Genomic DNA, 15356 nt, shown 5'->3' with positions numbered 1-15356 from the left:
CCCCTGCCGCGGCTCCCCCGGACGTCCCTGCTGTCGTCCCGGAGGCGCTCGCCGAGGCCCCGGTACCCGCGCCGGCTCCGCCCGCACCGCCGGCGACGGCACCGCCCCCGACGACCGGGAGCGCGTGCCCCACCAGCCCGAGTCCCGCGACCCCGAACACCAGGGGCGCGATCACCGCACGCATGCCGTGCGAGACGTCTCCGAGCTCGAGCACGAGGCCTCGGCACTCGCCACAGCCCTCGAGGTGCGCGTCGACCTTGGCGTTCTCCCGCTTCGCGAGCCCTCCCCGGACGTAGGAGCCGAGCAGAGGGTTGACGACCTCGCACCCTTCGCTCGCCGCTCCCGTCAGGTGCTGCTGGAGGTAGGCCTGACGCAGGCCCTCACGCGCACGGTAGGCGAGGGCCGAGACTCCGTTGGCCGACAGCCCGAGCAGGGGCGCGATCTGGGCCGGGTTCATCTCCTCGACCTCGGTGTACCAGAGGACGGCCTGCCACCGCTCGGGCAGGCCCCGGTAGGCCTTGGTCACGATCGACCGCTCGAAGCCCTGCAGCGTCGGGTCCTCGGTCGAGGCCATGGGGCCGAACGCGGTCTCGAAGGTCTCGACGTCGTCGGTCGGCTGGGTGCGCCTGACTCCGTTGACCAGGTCGTACGAGAGGCGCCGGACGACCGTGAAGAGGTAGGCACGGAAGGTGACGTCGGGTCCCCCGCCGGTCTGCAGGATGCCGAGGACCTTGGCGAACGCCTCGGAGACCACGTCGTCCGCGTCCGAGGACGAGTGGACGTACTGGCGCGCCACGGTACGGGCGGCAGCAGCGTGCCGCTCGTAGAGCGCACCGAACGCGGAGTGGTCACCACCGCGCACGGCGGTGATCAGCTCGGCGTCGCTCGTCGAAGCGCCGTCCGCGTACGTCTCGACCTGGGTCATTCCCTCGCCCCTGACTGCGCCTCGTGCAGTTGAGGCTCCTCTCGCTCATAGTAGACGTCACGAACCCCAGTGTTTTCAACGTCTCACGGGCGATATGCGTTGCTTGTCCTATCCTCGGAGGGGCGATCCTCGCGAACCGCCCGGACCTCCGAGCGGATGAAACCAAAGTGCTCGGTCGGTATCGCGTCATGAGTGTCGGCCTGAGGGGTCTCATGGGTATGGACCTACGACCTGGCTACCCCCAGCCAGCCGTCGACTCGCTGCTCGCCGAGTGGCAGGCGGCGAGCATGGACTCCGTCTGGCTGCGCCCCGGCGACTGGTACCACCCTGCGGTGGAGGCACTGGCCGAGGCGCTGACAGACGGACGCCCCACGGCCCCTGCCGCCGACCGGCTCGGTGAGGCGCGGGGGCACGTCGGCATCAGCATGGGCGAGACGATCGACGACCTCGCGTGCCTGTTCGGCGCCTGGGGCACCCAGCCCGAGCTCGACACCCTGCGCGCCCTGAGCACCGGCTGGGTCCGAGGCAACGAGCCGAGCCTCCTGGTCCCGCTCACGACCGACCCGCGTTCTGGCCTGGCCACCCCCGAGTACCTCGTGCAACGACTGCGCGAGACGTACGGCGCGGGCGAGCGCAGCGGGCGCCCCGCGTCCCGCACCCACTGCCTGCTGCTCGTGGACGTCGCGGTCGACCGGATCGACGGTTGGCAGAAGGTCGCGCGCGCGGCAGCGATGGGCAAGATCTTCACCGAGGTGTTCGGCACGGGCCATCCCGTCGCGACGCTCGGCGGGGGCGTCTACGCCGCGCTGTGCGAGCGCGGCGCGGACCTCGAGCCGCTGCGCTCCGAGCTGCGGCACCGGATCGAGCGCACCGCGCTCTCCTACGGCGTCACCGCGGTGCTCCGGCGCCCTCCGCGCGTCTGGGTCGAGCCGCTCCCGACCGCTCACGCGGGAGCCGCGTCCTTGCTCCAGGCGCTCGGGCGCTGAGAGACGTTCCCCCGCGAGGTGCCGCGTCCCCGGACACACCTCGACGCCCCGTCGTCCGGCGAGGGACGAGGAGGGCGTCGAGGGGGGATCGCGCGATGGGGGGACGTCGCGCGAGGGGTTGGGACTCGCTCAGCGAGGAGCGTAGGTGAGGCAGTCCGCGTGGTCGGCGCCCAGGGGGCCGGCTCCGACGCGGATCGAGGAGGCGTTGCACTCGAGCGACTCGTTGTGGGCGCACTCCCCGCGCTGGCAGGCGCCGACGTGGGCGATGACCTTCTCGAGGCCGCCCTTGGCCGTGAGCGGGATGAACGTGGCGCACTCGGCCTCGCCGCCGTGGGCGGCGATCGTCACGGCACCGGCGTGGCAGCCGTGCTCGTGGTTGTATCCGCAGCCGTCGATCGAACACTCGACGACCTGGGGCAACTCCATCAGGCTGCTCATGGGACTTCTCCTTGCTCGAGGGACAGGGGCAGATCAACCGTGCATTTCCTTCACGGTATTCCTTGATGCAGCCCTTGTATAGGAAGCAAGGCCTCACTCACTTCGGCGGAATTCCGCCATTTTTACGTCACACGAACCGCGCGTAAATGCGAAGGGAATCGCGTTCGGCTCGGCATCTCTCGCGTCGCGACGCGGGTCTCGGCGCGGTCAGTCCCCGCGCCCGGGCCGCCAGAGGACGAGTGCCCGGGTCTCCGTGCCCTGCCCTGCGACGGTTCGCCCGGCGTCCTCCGGGCTGCCTCGCCGGACCCGTCGTCCCCGAGGGACCATGACCACGTCGCCGCTGACCCCCGCGGCGAAGACTCGCCCGCCCTCGAGCCGCGCCGAGAGCGCGTCGAGCCGGGACTCGAGCCGGTCGACCTGCTCCTCGAGCGCGAGGATGCGGCGGATCCCGGCGAGGTTGACGCCCTCCTCCTGGGAGAGCCGCTGGACCTCGAGGAGCTTCGCGACGTCGCGCTGGGAGTACCGGCGCCCGCGCCCCATGGTGCGGCGCGGGGTCACGAGCCCCAGCCGGTCGTACTGGCGCAAGGTCTGCGGGTGCATCCCTGCGAGCGCCGCCGCCTGCGAGATGGCGAGCACGGGGGCGTCGTCGTACGCGTTGAACGGCACCTGTGCCGCTGCCGCTCCGGACTCTTTCCTGACCATGCGTCCTCCTCTCACCATTCTGCTCCTGGGGGTGGCGCTCGACGAGGCCTGCGGGGCCTCGTCGAGCGCGGGTCCTGCTATTCCGCGGCGCGTCCGAACAGGTCCGAACGCACGTCGCTCTCGCCGTCTGTCGCTGCCGCGAGCTGCTCGACCGCTTCCTTGGCGGCCTTCGAGAGCTTCTGCGGCACGACGACCTGGATCGTGACGAGCAGGTCTCCGGTGGCCTTGGCGGTCTTGACACCCTTGCCCTTGACGCGCAGCGTGCGCCCGGAGGGCGTGCCCGCGGGGACCTTGACCTTGACGGGCTTGCCGTCGAGCTGCGGGACCTCGATGGTCGCGCCGAGCGCGGCCTCGGCGAACGTCACGGGGACCGTGAGCCGCAGGTTGTGCTTGTCGTCGACCGAGAACACGGGGTGCGGCGTGACGTGCACCGTGATGACCAGGTCGCCCGGCGCTCCGCCCGCGACGCCCGGACGGCCCTTGCCGCGCAGGCGGATCTTCTGGCCGTCACGCACACCGGCAGGGATGCGGGCCGTGACGGTGCGACCTTCGGTCGAGACCGTGACGGTCGCACCCTCGACGGCGGGCCGGAACCCGAGCGTCGCGGACGAGTGCACGTCGGCACCGGCCTGCGGCCTTGCCGCGTTGGGGCGGAAGCCCGTCTGGGCTCCTCCGCCGCCGAACATCGACCCGAGGATGTCCTCGAAGCCTCCGCCTCCGCCGGTCTGCGTGGAGTACCGCACTCGGCCTCCCCCGCCACCGCCACCACCGCCGCCGAACATGCCGCCGAAGATGTCCTCGAAGCCTCCGGCCCCGCCGGCGGGCCCGCCGGCTCCTGCGGAGAAGCGGGCGCCCCCGCCGGCCATGGCACGGATCGCGTCGTACTGCTGGCGCTGCTCGGCGTCGGACAGGACCGCGTAGGCCTCGCCGATCTCCTTGAACTTCGCCTCGGCCTTCGCGTCACCCTGGTTCTGGTCGGGGTGGTAGGTACGGGCCAGCTTGCGGTACGCCTTCTTGATCGCGGCGTCGTCGGCATCCTTGGGGACGCCGAGCGCGGCGTAGAAGTCCTTCTCGATCCAGTCCTGACCGGTCAAGGCGCCTCCTCTCGTGGTGTCACCGGCCGGGGGCCGGTGGTCGTCTCGTCTCTGAAGTCTTGGTGTTCGTTCAGTCGTTCGCTCGTTCTGTCGTTCTGTCGTGCGTCAGGCCCCGGGGGACCTGCTCTCCCGGCCTGCCCGACGGCGGAGCGTCACCTTCGCGTGGAAGGTGCGCTCCGTCGTCGGGCATCCGAGAACGTGGGCGCCCGGCCCCGGAGGACCGGGCACCCATGACCGTCCTACTCCGGTCCGACGACCGAGACGCGCGCGGCGCGCACGACCTTCTCGCCGATCCGGTAGCCCGGCTCGATGACCATGTTGACCGTGGCCGACGGGGCCTGCGGGTCCACCTGGTGCATGAGCGCCTCGTGGACGTTCGGGTCGAACTCCTCGCCTACGACGCCGTACCGCTCGATGCCGAACTTCGCGAGGCTCGCGTCAAGCTTGTCGGAGATCGCGACGAACGGTCCGTCGAGCTCGCCGTGCTGGCGGGCCCGGTCGATGTCGTCGAGGACCGGCAGGAGCGCGGCCAGGACGTCCTCGACGCCCTTGACGCGCGCGGCCTCCTGGTCACGCAGCGACCGGTTGCGGTAGTTGGTGAAGCTGGCCCGCTCGCGCTGGAGCGCGTCGAGGTGGGCAGCCGCCTCGGACTGCGCAGCGAGGAGCGCTGCGTCGTCCCCGGCCTCGCCGGTGGGCTCGAAGTCGAGCCCGGCCAGCGGGTCGGTCTCCGCGTCGTCCCCCGCCGAGCCGGCCCCCTGGGGGGCAGCCTCCTTGGGCTGCCCCTCCGGGGTCACCTTGCGCTTGTCGGTGAAGTGGAAGGGCTGGTCCTCGGAGCCGAGCTCCTCGGGGCCCTGGGCGTCGCTCGTCACTTCTTGTCGTCCTCGTCCACGATCTCCGCGTCGACGATGTCCTCGTCGGGCGCGAACGGAGCACCGGCGGCCGCAGCGGCGTCGGCGTCAGCCGCGCCCTGGTTACCCGCGGCCTGCTCCTGCTCGGCAGCGGCGTAGAGCGCCTCGCCGATCTTCTGGCTCGAGGCTAGGAGCTTCTCGTGGGCCGACTTCACGGCCTCCGCGTCGGTGCCCTCGAGCGCGGTCTTGACCGACGCGATGTCGGCCTCGACCTCGGTGACGACCTCAGCGGGGAGCTTCTCCTTGTTCTCCGCGACGAGCTTCTCGGTCGAGTACACGAACGCCTCGGCCTGGTTGCGGTTCTCCGCCTCCTCGCGACGCTTCTTGTCCTCGGCCGCGTGCTCCTCGGCCTCCTTGACCATGCGGTCGATGTCCTCCTTCGGCAGCGCGGAGCCACCGGTGATGGTCATCTTCTGCTCCTTGCCGGTGCCGCGGTCCTTGGCACCGACGTGGACGATGCCGTTCGCGTCGATGTCGAAGGTGACCTCGATCTGCGGCAGGCCGCGCGGGGCCGGGGCGATGCCCGTGAGCTCGAACGTGCCCAGCGGCTTGTTGTCGCGGGCGAACTCGCGCTCACCCTGGAAGACCTGGATCAGCACCGACGGCTGGTTGTCCTCGGCGGTCGAGAAGACCTCGCTGCGCTTGGTCGGGATGGCCGTGTTGCGCTCGATGAGCTTGGTCATCACGCCACCCTTGGTCTCGATGCCCAGGGACAGCGGGGTGACGTCGATCAGGAGGACGTCCTTGCGCTCGCCCTTGATGACACCGGCCTGCAGCGCGGCACCGACGGCCACGACCTCGTCCGGGTTGACGCTCTTGTTGGGCTCCTTGCCGCCCGTGAGCTCCTTGACGACCTCGGTCACGGCGGGCATGCGGGTGGAACCACCCACGAGCACGATGTGGTCGATGTCGTTGACCGAGATGCCGGCGTCACGGATGACGGCGTGGAACGGCGCCTTGGTCCGGTCGATGAGGTCCTGCGTCATCTGCTGGAACTGAGCGCGCGTGAGCTTCTCGTCCAGGTGGATGGGGCCGTTCTCACTCATCGAGAGGTACTGCATGGAGATGTTGGTGCTCGTCGCGGACGAGAGCTCCTTCTTCGCCTGCTCGGCAGCCTCACGCAGACGCTGGAGCGCGATCTTGTCCTTGGACAGGTCGACGCCCGAGCTGTTCTTCACCTGCTGGATGAGGTGCTCGACGATGCGGTTGTCCCAGTCGTCGCCACCGAGGCGGTTGTCGCCCGAGGTCGCACGGACCTGGATGGTCGAGAAGTCGTCCTCGTCCTTGCCCACCTCGAGGAGGGAGACGTCGAACGTTCCACCACCGAGGTCGAAGACGAGGATGAGCTCGTCCTCCTTGCCCTTCTCCAGGCCGTAGGCCAGAGCGGCGGCGGTGGGCTCGTTGACGATGCGCAGGACGTTGAGGCCCGCGATCTGCCCGGCGTCCTTGGTCGCCTGGCGCTCGGCGTCGTTGAAGTACGCCGGGACCGTGATGACCGCGTCCGTGACGGGCTCGCCCAGGTACTCCTCGGCGTCGCGCTTCAGCTTGCCGAGCACACGCGCGGAGATCTCCTGCGCGCTGTACTTCTTGTCGTCGATCTCGACCGACCAGTCGGTGCCCATGTGGCGCTTGACCGACGTGATGGTGCGGTCGACGTTGGTGACCGCCTGACGCTTGGCGATCTCGCCGACGAGGACCTCGCCGGTCTTCGAGAACGCGACGACCGACGGGGTCGTGCGAGCGCCCTCGGCGTTCGCGATGACGGTGGGCTCCCCACCCTCGAGGACGGCAACCACCGAGTTGGTGGTGCCCAGGTCGATTCCGACCGCTCGTGCCATGTTCGTGCCTCCGTTGTGTTGCTGTGTGCTGCTACGTGTGTGTCGTTCCATCGGCAGCCCGTGGCGGTTCACTGCCCGACGGCGCGTGGTGGCGCGCTCGCCCGGACCTTCCCCTGCCCGGTGATGGGTGTCGCCACCCGGCTGCCGGTTGAGTCGTCCTCACTCAAGTTATGCCGGTCCGTGCCGCTGCGCAAGCGGCGGTGGCGTGAACTTGAGTCCACTAGGCTCAACCTTGGGTGAGGGCGGGGTATTCCCAGGGTCGAACGGCTCGCCCAGGAGGCGACGCAGGTCGTGTCGCACGTCGTGTCGCACGCGAACGACCACGACGAGAGGTGGTCGCCGTGGTCGTTCGAGGGGCCGGTCGCCTGGAGCCGCTCATCCCCTCGCTCGCGGCGCCCGCCCCTGGCTCAGGCCAGCTCGACGGCGTCGGCCTGCGGTCCCCGGTCGCTCTGGCGCACCTTGTACCGGACCCGGTCGCCCTCCTCCAGGACCTCGTCACCCCGCACGACCGACACGTGCACGAACAGGTCCAGGCCCCCGTCATCGGGGGTGATGAAACCGAAACCACGCTCCTCGTCGTAGCGCGCAACCGTGCCCTCGCCGCCGCGCACGGGTCCGCCGGATGCGGCGGGACGGCCCGGCCGTCCGCGGTCCATGCCGCCGTGCCCGCCCCCGGAGCCGCGTGCGAGCTGCACGTTGCGGGCGTTGGGGCCCTTGTCGCCGTCGACGACGTCGTACGTCACCCGATCGCCCTCGGAGAGCTCGGTGAGTCCCGAGCCGAGCGCCTTGACGTGGACGAAGACGTCGTCGCCTCCCGAGTCGGGAGCGATGAACCCGAAGCCCTTGATGTCGTCGTACCAGGACACGGTGCCGTCGGCGCCGTCTGACGCGGGCCGTGCGGCCTCCGCCCTGAGCGGTAGCAGGTGGTCGGCCTGCGGCCCCTTCTCCCCGTCGACGACGAGGAACGCCACCCGCTGCCCCTCCGAGATCACACCGCCCCCGACGATCGCCGAGCTGTGCACGAAGATCTCGGTGCGGTCGTCGTCGGGCGTGACGAACCCGTATCCCTTGGTCGGCTCGTACCAGTTGACGGTGCCGAGCACGCCCATGGGCGCGTCTGCGGCGCGGTCGCCCGTGACACGGACGCGGCGCGCCTGGGGCCCACGGTCCCCCTCGCCCATCTCGAACTCGACGGTCTGCCCCTCACGGAGCAGCCTCGGTCCGTCGTCACCGACGATCTCGGACGCGTGCACGAACAGGTCTTCGGCCTCGTTCCCGAGGTCGATGAAGCCAAAGCCTCGGTCGGCGTCGAACCATCGGACAGTTCCCTGGACCACGAAGACTCCTTCTTCTCGGCAGACATTGCTGTCTCCCATTGTCCCCCCGGGGGCGACCGCCGACGGGTGGGGGAAGCTGTGCCGAAAACCGGTCCGAGACGGCGATCGGTCTTGGCGCCCCATCCTTCCCGCCGACCGGGTGAAGTTCGCCCGTCAAAGATCGACCTCCACTGGCACCCGATGCCACACTCTCGGTGCACGACGGCCACCACTCGAGAGAAGCCTCCATCCATGACGGATGTGCGGCGCAAGGAGCAGGCATGAGGACCAAGGGCAGCACCAGGACCGGTGGCGAGAAGGAATCGCGAGACGAGCGCCAGGACCCGGTCGAGACGATCGACCCGACCCCGCTGTTCGAGGCGGCCTCACAGGCGCGGGAGAGCTTCGGCAGGTTCAACCTCGCCATCGCGGGCGGCACCGGAGTCGGGAAGTCCTCCCTCCTCAACGCGGTCTTCGGAGAGGATCGGGCGGCGACCGGAATCGGCCTGCCTGTCACCCGGGGAATCCACTACTACGTCAACCACGACAAGACTCTTGGCATCTGGGACTTTGAGGGCTTCGAAGTCGGAACCACGCTCACTCCCGCGCAGATGGTCCAGGAGAACCTGTCAACCATCTCAACGGGCCCGCCCGAGAAGCAGGTCTCGGTCGTCTGGTATTGCGTTCTCTCCAGCGTTGCTCGTCTCACCCCCGCAGAGATCGATGCGATTCGCGCCTTCGACGCGGCGGGCAAGCACGTCATCATCGTTCTGACGAAGGTCAGACGTGCACGAAACCTCGCCGGTCGGTGGACTCTGGACGAGGACGCCGAGAAGTTCCTCGACTTCCTCGCCGAGCCACGTGATCATCGCGGCGAGCCCATCGACCTCCCGACGGTCACCGTGATCGCTACCGCCGCGGTCGACCAGGGCAAGTACGGTCCGAAGCACGGACTGGCAGATCTCATGACCGCAACGCTCGGGCTGTCTCCCGAGGTTGCCCAGGACGCATTCCGGGTCGCTCAGCGACTCTCGCTCCCGCTCAAGCTCGAGTTGGCCCGTCGCTTCACTGCTGCTGCGGCGGTGAGCGCTGCCGCAGCAGCAGCCGTACCCGTCCCTTTCGCCGACGCGGCCATGCTCGCACCGATCCAGCTGGGCATGATGGGGAAGATCTCCGCGGTCTATGGCATCGATCTGAGGGTGGTTCTTAGTGCTCAGGCGGTCAGCCAGCTCGCAACCCAGATCGCTGGCAAGGCGCTCGCGCGCAGCGTCGTCAAGCTCATCCCTGGGGCTGGTTCGGTCATCAACGCGAGCGTGGCTGCCGCGCTCACCGCTGCCTCCGGGGAAGCCTGGACGCGGATCTGCGAGAGAGTCTTCACCGGCGAACTCAAGCTCGACGATGTCGAGTCGCTCTGGAGCAGCTACGGGCCTACCGTGACGCAGGTCCTTGGCTGGGTCCTCAAGAACAAGACGAACTCCACGATCCCCATGGCCGCCGAGGTCCCGTGAGCACGGCAGGCTTTTCACCGAACCGTCGGGGTCGGTCGTCGGATGACAGAAACCTGCGCCCGCGTCCCATTGATCCTTGCCCCTCGACCGGGTCGAGGGGCAATCGTGCGCTGTTGCGCTACGGTTCCGCAGCTGCCTGGTCGAGCAAGGAGAAAACGACATGACTCCAGGTCTGCGACGGGGCGTCTTCGTCCTGTGCTGGCTCGCGATCATCGGCGGAACGCTGTTGTTCGCCGCGGGCGCCTACACCGGCTACGTCGAGGGCGTCGCTGCGGACGAGGGGCACACCGTCGGCCGCCTGATGCCTGCGGAGGTCGCGGCGTTCGCGCTCGGGCCAGTCCTGGCGATCGCGGGCGTAGCAGTCGTGGCGGCCCTGCACCGCTCGGGTGCGCAGGCCACCGACACGCCCTGACGACCGGCCGCAGCGAGGGTGCGGCTACCGCCCCCGCGCTGCCAGGTCGAGCACCCGCTCCACGGTCGCCGCGTAGACCGCGGAGGTGTCGGGTGCGAGCTCGTTGAACCAGTCCGTCGCGATCCGGAACACCAGCGCGCGCACGAGGTGCTGGGCGAAGCCCTCCCCCGGGTCGATCGTCTCGAGGAGAGACAGCGGCGCTCCCTCGAAGCAGACCGCGTCGACGGCGACGATCGCCACCGAGTACCGCACGGGCCGCCAGTAGAGCGTGAGGTCGATGACCGCAGGCGGCAGGCCGTCGGCGAACAGCACGTTGCCCGTGAGGTCGCCATGGACGATCGTCGACGGTTCGGCGGCCACCCGCCGGGCCGCGAGCAGCGCCGGGAGGTGCGGGACGTCGTCGGGCACCTCCACCGCGTCCTCGCCCCAGGCGAGGCGGTCCGCACGAGCCCAGGCGTGCGTCCGCTCGTCGAGGAACGGCGGCCGCTCAGCGCCGTCGAACGCCTCCGCGAACCGCCACGCCACGTCGGCGATCCGGGCCCACCGTCCCGCGGCGTGCTCGCCCTGGAGCACCGGGAACGCGGTCCAACCGTCGACGACGAACTCGCCCGTTCGGCTCGGGGCAGGCAGGCTCAACCGGAGGTCGTCGCTGCCCGCTGGCGCGTGGCGCCGCAGCCAGTCGAGCTCGGCCGGGAGCACGTCGAGCGGCTTGAGCACCAGGTCGCCCGCGCGCCACGCGGCGCCCCGCCCGCCGTCGAGCCTCACCGCGGGGCCGACGGCGCCGAACTCCTCCAGGACCTCGCTCGGTGGCTGCACCGGACGACCCTACCCAGGAGCTGGCTGCGCGACGAGCATGCGGTCCCCGTCCAGAACCCGCCGGATCACGACCACAACCGCGTGCTCGGCACCGCACGCTGCCCACGACCCACGGTCGCATCGGCCGTCGTGATCGCTCCCGACGCGCGAGTCGCCCGGTCTGCACGTAATGTCCGGTGACGCTCGCGCGCCGATCCTCAGTCGTCGCGTGCCGACCACCGCTGGAGGCCCTGTGCACCCGTTCGTCCACCGTTACGAGCTCGACACCTCTCGGCCGACCGGCCGTGAGGTCGCCCGCGACCTGGCCCTCCGGGCGTTCCTTCCCGGCGCCGCGCTGTGGCTCGCCGTCGTGGGTCTGGGGTTCCTCATCAAGGGTCCTCTCCAGAACCTGCCGGGAGAGGCCGGGATCAACGAGAACCTCGTGACCTGGCGGACCCCCTTCCTCGACACGGTCACGGAGATGCTGTCCGCGATCGGGACGACCGAGTTCATCATCGGCGCCTGCGTGCTCGCGGTCGCACTCATCTGGTGGCGCACGCGGCAGTGGTGGTTCGCCCTGGTCCCCGCGCTCGCGGTGTCGCTGCAGGCACTGGTCTTCCTGACGTCCTCGCTCGTCGTGGGCCGCTCGCGCCCCGAGGTCGAGATGCTCGACCACGCCCCGCCCACCTCGAGCTTCCCGAGCGGCCACACGGGGGCCTCCACGGCCTTCTATCTCACGCTCGCGCTCCTCGCGCAGCGCGTGCAGAACCCGGCGCTCCGGGTCGTGCTGACGGTCCTCGCGGTGCTCGTCCCGTTCGCGGTCGGCTTCGCCCGGCTGTACCGCGGCATGCACTCGTTGACCGACGTCCTCGCCGGGTTCGTCAACGGGGTCGTGTGCGCGGTCCTGGCATGGGGCTACCTGCGCCGCGACACGTCGCAGGTCCGGGCCTGACGACGACGGGCTGCGCGGGCCGACGACGCGCGCGGGTCACCGTCGACCACGCGCGGCGTCACCCACGGTGGCCCGGCCGGACGCCCTCGACGTACGAGCCGTCGCCGTCGGCTCCCGGCCGTCAGCCGACGACCTGCTCGACCCGCACGATCTCGGTCCGTGCGACCGACCGGTCCCGCAGGTCCGCGAGCGCCACGCGGTCCGGGTCCGCCATGTACGCGGCGAGCGCTGCGTCGTCGGGCATCTCGATGACCTGCACCTCGGTGGGCCGGGCCGCGTCCTCGCCCGGCATGCTCCGGACCCGCGACAGCACGCGCCCGCCGTGGCGCGGGACGAGCGCGAGGACCTCGTCCTCGTAGCGTGCGAGGGAGCGGACCTGACCGTCGACGGCCCAGAGGAGGACGCAGAGCGTGAGTGGCACGAGGTCACGCTAGCGCCCGGGGCGTCGGCTCGTCAGTCCTGGCGGCCGGGCTCCTCCGAGGCGTCCTGCGCGACGCCCGCCCCTTCCGTGGGACGTCGTGACCGGAACAACCGCGTCAGCGGCCCGGAGAGGAAGAGCAGGAACAGCCAGTACAGCCCGACGACCGGCGCGACGACGCTCAGCACGAGCGCGACGAGCAGCAGCGCGATCGCGACGAGCGCGCCGCGGGCGTCGAGCTGCCCGCGGACCTCGGCGCGCTGGAGGGACGGGTCCCGGACCGCCAGGACCTCGATCAGGGCCAGGCTCCCGGTCGTGACGATCATGGTCCCGATGTACAGCGCGTTCACGGGCGCGGTGTCGGTGCCCTGGTCGGCGAGCAGCTGGGTCGTGAACGGGATGAACACGATGCTCGCGAGCCACAGGAAGTTGGCCCAGAGCATGGCCGAGGAGTAGTCCTCGAGGTGCTCGAACACCCGGTGGTGCCCGGTCCAGAAGCTCGCGATCACGACGAAGCTGATCGCGAACGCGAGGAACGTCCCCCGCTCGTCCTCCAGGAGGGTGCGGAGCGGGTGCTCCTTGCCGTCGGTCACCAGGTCGACGAGGGGCAGGACGAGGAGCGTGATGGCGATGGCCACCGCGGCGTCCGTGAAGTTGACGAGCCGGTCGAGGCCTCGCGGCGTGCGGGACGTGAGCATGTCGCCTCCCGGGTCGACCTCCAGGCTAGGACGGCGGAGCGGCCGCTGCCCGGGGAGGATCGGGCCGGGTCCGGTCCGACGGTGCAGCACCGCCCATGTCACGCCCAGGTCACGACCGTGATGTCGCCGAGCCGTAGCGCACCGCCGGACGTACAGTCGGCAGATGGGCCAGTCCACACGACCCCGCCAGCAGCCTCACGCCGTCAAGGCGCTCGCGCTCCTCCTGGCCTTCCTGCTCGTGTCGGCTGTGGGGGGAGTCCTCGCGGCCGGCCTGCTGCTGCCGCTCGCCGCCGGTGCCAGCGCGGTGAGCAAGGACGTCACGCAGCTGTTCGACGACCTCCCCGACGACCTGCAGCCCGGCCCTCTCTCCGAGAAGTCACGCGTCTTCGCGAACGACGGGACCACGCTCCTCGCGACGTTCTACACCGAGAACCGCATCGTGGTGCCGCTCGACGAGGTCTCGCAGCACATGAAGAACGCCGTGGTCGCGATCGAGGACAAGCGCTTCTACGAGCACGGCGGGCTCGACCCCGAGGGCGTGAGCCGTGCCGCGATCAACAACTTCACCGGCGGCGACACGCAGGGCGGGTCGAGCCTGACGCAGCAGTACGTGAAGAACGTCCTGATCGAGCAGGCCATGCGCGACGAGGACCCCATCGCGGTCCGCGCTGCCCGCGACGACACGCTGGGCCGCAAGGCCCGCGAGGCCAAGCTCGCGATCTCGCTCGAGACGGTCATGACCAAGGACGAGATCCTGCAGGGCTACCTCAACATCGCGCAGTTCGGCATCCGGGTCTACGGCGTCGAGACGGCCTCGCTCCACTACTTCGGCAAGCACGCCTCCGAGCTCGGCATCGTCGAGGCCGCGACCATCGCCGGGGTGACGAACGCGCCGACCAGGTACGACCCCGTGACGAACCCGGCCAACTCCGAGGCGCGCCGCAACCGGGTCCTCGACAGGATGCTCCAGCAGGAGTACATCACCCAGCAGGAGCACGACGAGGCCGTCGCGACGCCGCTGCCCGCGACCCTCAACGTCCAGCCCATCTCGGCCGGGTGCCAGACAGCAGCCGGCGCGGCGTTCTTCTGCGACTACGTCACCAAGGTCATCACCTCGGACCCCACGTTCGGCGAGACCAAGAAGGACCGTCAGGCCCTGCTGTACCGGGGTGGCCTGGACATCACCACGACCCTCGACCCGCGCCTGCAGGCCGCCGCGGAGGCCAACATCACGGCCGCGGTCCCCGCCCTGGACCCGAGCGGCCTCGAGGACGCGCTCGTGACGGTCGAGCCCGGGACCGGGAAGATCCTCGCGATGGCCCAGAACCGGCCCTACGACGTCGCCCGCGAACCCGCTCCGGGGACCACGGCCATCAACTACTCCGCGGACCAGCTCCACGGCTCGTCGCGGGGCTTCTCCCCCGGGTCGACCTGGAAGGTGTTCACGCTCGCCGAGTGGCTGCGCTCGGGCCACACGCTCAACGACACGGTCAACGCGAACAAGCGCACGTTCGTGCCCAACAAGGACTTCCGCGCCTCGTGCGCCCGGCTGGACCGCATCCCGTGGTCGCCCGGGAACTCCGACGGGTCGACCGACCAGGGGTCGATCCCGGTCCTGCGCGCGACGTTCAACTCGGTCAACACGGCGTACGCGTCCATGGAGTCCCAGCTGGACCTGTGCGGGGTCCGGGACATGGCATGGAACGCCGGGCTGCGCCCCTCGATCACGTCCGAGCTCAAGGGCGACGCGTCCTCGATCCACGTCATGCCCACCATGACGATCGGCACCCAGAACTCGTCCCCGCTCCAGATGGCCGCGGCCTACGCGACGTTCGCGAGCGGCGGCACGTACTGTGCGCCGATCGCGATCACCCGCGTCGTCGGCGCCGAGGGCACGGACCTCCCGGTCCCCTCGGCGAACTGCACCCCGAACGCGGTCGACCCGCGGATCGCGAACACCGTGACGTTCGCTCTGGAGAACGTCATGACGCAGGGGACGGCCAAGAAGTCCCAGCTCTCCCGCCCGAGCGCCGGCAAGTCGGGGACCGCGAACAACAACCACCACACCTGGTTCATCGGGTACACGCCCCAGCTCGTCACGGCCGTGTGGATCGGCAACGCCGAGAACGACGTCTCGATGAGCTACATGCGCATCAACGGCCGCTACGAGAAGCGGTGGTACGGCTCGACGCTCGCCGCGCCGACGTGGCGGTCCTACATGGAGACCGCGCTCGAGGGCACGCCGGTCGTCGGCTTCCCGGGCCCCGACCCCGCGATGGCGAGGTTGAACCTGCCGAAGCTCTCCCGCGCCTGTGAGGCCGCCCCGAACAGCGGGGCCGGGTCGATCGTCTCCACCGGGTCCTGGC

Annotated in this window: 15 protein-coding genes; 5 read left to right on the top strand and 10 right to left on the bottom strand. The window is 70.2% G+C overall.

Annotated features, from left to right (window positions below; translation table 11 throughout):
* Window positions 1-925 (bottom strand): sigma-70 family RNA polymerase sigma factor (locus tag OERS_RS19245; RefSeq protein WP_139107952.1); only part of this gene is annotated, 925 nt, incomplete at its 3' end.
* Between the two features lie 218 nt (window positions 926-1143).
* Between OERS_RS19245 and OERS_RS19240 the strand changes: the two genes are divergently transcribed.
* The gene (locus tag OERS_RS19240; protein ID WP_082849254.1) at window positions 1144-1911 is read left to right on the top strand and encodes a hypothetical protein; all 768 of its coding nucleotides are present in this window, start codon (window positions 1144-1146) and stop codon (window positions 1909-1911) included.
* Window positions 1912-2040: 129 nt separating this feature from the next.
* On the opposite strand, the gene OERS_RS19235 is transcribed toward OERS_RS19240, so the two are convergent.
* The 6 genes from OERS_RS19235 to OERS_RS22330 form a co-directional block, all read right to left on the bottom strand.
* Window positions 2041-2349, bottom strand: a complete 309-nt coding sequence (locus OERS_RS19235; RefSeq protein ID WP_056644890.1) for a DUF1540 domain-containing protein — start codon at window positions 2347-2349, stop codon at window positions 2041-2043.
* Window positions 2350-2556: 207 nt separating this feature from the next.
* The gene (locus tag OERS_RS19230) at window positions 2557-3051 is read right to left on the bottom strand and encodes a heat shock protein transcriptional repressor HspR (protein WP_068627637.1); all 495 of its coding nucleotides are present in this window, start codon (window positions 3049-3051) and stop codon (window positions 2557-2559) included.
* A 77-nt stretch (window positions 3052-3128) separates the two neighbouring features.
* Window positions 3129-4145 carry a DnaJ C-terminal domain-containing protein gene (locus OERS_RS19225; RefSeq protein WP_056644882.1) on the bottom strand — a complete coding sequence of 339 codons (1017 nt, stop codon included), beginning with the start codon at window positions 4143-4145 and terminating at the stop codon, window positions 3129-3131.
* A gap of 239 nt (window positions 4146-4384) precedes the next feature.
* Window positions 4385-5014 carry a nucleotide exchange factor GrpE gene (grpE, locus tag OERS_RS19220; protein WP_068627636.1) on the bottom strand — a complete coding sequence of 210 codons (630 nt, stop codon included), beginning with the start codon at window positions 5012-5014 and terminating at the stop codon, window positions 4385-4387.
* Window positions 5011-6891 (bottom strand): molecular chaperone DnaK, encoded by a 1881-nt coding sequence (dnaK, locus tag OERS_RS19215; protein WP_056644875.1) that lies wholly within the window; start codon window positions 6889-6891, stop codon window positions 5011-5013. The genes grpE and dnaK overlap by 4 nt, the downstream gene beginning before the upstream one ends.
* 407 nt (window positions 6892-7298) lie before the next feature.
* A complete protein-coding gene (locus OERS_RS22330; protein ID WP_068627635.1) occupies window positions 7299-8228 on the bottom strand; it encodes a cold-shock protein in 930 nt (309 codons plus the stop codon).
* 260 nt (window positions 8229-8488) lie between these two features.
* Here OERS_RS22330 and OERS_RS19205 point away from each other — a divergent pair, with 260 nt between their 5' ends.
* On the top strand, window positions 8489-9715 hold the full coding sequence (locus OERS_RS19205; RefSeq protein ID WP_083201618.1) for a GTPase: 1227 nt from the start codon (window positions 8489-8491) through the stop codon (window positions 9713-9715).
* A 160-nt stretch (window positions 9716-9875) separates the two neighbouring features.
* A complete protein-coding gene (locus tag OERS_RS19200) occupies window positions 9876-10127 on the top strand; it encodes a hypothetical protein (RefSeq protein ID WP_068627634.1) in 252 nt (83 codons plus the stop codon).
* A gap of 24 nt (window positions 10128-10151) precedes the next feature.
* On the opposite strand, the gene OERS_RS19195 is transcribed toward OERS_RS19200, so the two are convergent.
* On the bottom strand, window positions 10152-10943 hold the full coding sequence (locus OERS_RS19195) for a phosphotransferase (protein WP_068627633.1): 792 nt from the start codon (window positions 10941-10943) through the stop codon (window positions 10152-10154).
* Between the two features lie 208 nt (window positions 10944-11151).
* On the opposite strand from OERS_RS19195, the gene OERS_RS19190 reads away from it, so the two are divergent.
* Window positions 11152-11874, top strand: coding sequence for a phosphatase PAP2 family protein (locus OERS_RS19190; RefSeq protein ID WP_248948765.1), 723 nt, complete (start codon window positions 11152-11154; stop codon window positions 11872-11874).
* Between the two features lie 121 nt (window positions 11875-11995).
* Here the strand turns inward: OERS_RS19190 and OERS_RS19185 are convergent, their stop codons facing one another.
* Together OERS_RS19185 and OERS_RS19180 are read right to left on the bottom strand one after the other, a co-directional pair.
* The gene (locus OERS_RS19185; protein WP_068627631.1) at window positions 11996-12295 is read right to left on the bottom strand and encodes a DUF1330 domain-containing protein; all 300 of its coding nucleotides are present in this window, start codon (window positions 12293-12295) and stop codon (window positions 11996-11998) included.
* A gap of 32 nt (window positions 12296-12327) precedes the next feature.
* On the bottom strand, window positions 12328-12990 hold the full coding sequence (locus OERS_RS19180; protein ID WP_068627630.1) for a TMEM175 family protein: 663 nt from the start codon (window positions 12988-12990) through the stop codon (window positions 12328-12330).
* Between the two features lie 163 nt (window positions 12991-13153).
* Here OERS_RS19180 and OERS_RS19175 point away from each other — a divergent pair.
* Window positions 13154-15356, top strand: a 2203-nt coding sequence (locus tag OERS_RS19175) for a transglycosylase domain-containing protein (RefSeq protein WP_068627629.1), incomplete at its 3' end; no start/stop codon positions are given.

It is taken from the genome of Oerskovia enterophila, assembly GCF_001692445.1.
Lineage (GTDB): Bacteria > Actinomycetota > Actinomycetes > Actinomycetales > Cellulomonadaceae > Oerskovia > Oerskovia enterophila.
The sequence above is the reverse complement of the archived record's forward strand: the minus strand, read 5'-3'. Positions and strand labels throughout refer to the sequence as shown.

Bases quoted from the DNA above. Each gene is read 5' to 3' on its own strand.
- OERS_RS19240 (WP_082849254.1), top strand. From the start codon at position 1,144: ATGGACCTACGACCTGGCTACCCCCAGCCAGCCGTCGACTCGCTGCTC.
- OERS_RS19235 (WP_056644890.1), bottom strand. From the start codon at position 2,349: ATGAGCAGCCTGATGGAGTTGCCCCAGGTCGTCGAGTGTTCGATCGAC.
- OERS_RS19230 (WP_068627637.1), bottom strand. From the start codon at position 3,051: ATGGTCAGGAAAGAGTCCGGAGCGGCAGCGGCACAGGTGCCGTTCAAC.
- dnaK (WP_056644875.1), bottom strand. From the start codon at position 6,891: ATGGCACGAGCGGTCGGAATCGACCTGGGCACCACCAACTCGGTGGTT.
- OERS_RS19205 (WP_083201618.1), top strand. From the start codon at position 8,489: ATGAGGACCAAGGGCAGCACCAGGACCGGTGGCGAGAAGGAATCGCGA.
- OERS_RS19200 (WP_068627634.1), top strand. From the start codon at position 9,876: ATGACTCCAGGTCTGCGACGGGGCGTCTTCGTCCTGTGCTGGCTCGCG.
- OERS_RS19180 (WP_068627630.1), bottom strand. From the start codon at position 12,990: ATGCTCACGTCCCGCACGCCGCGAGGCCTCGACCGGCTCGTCAACTTC.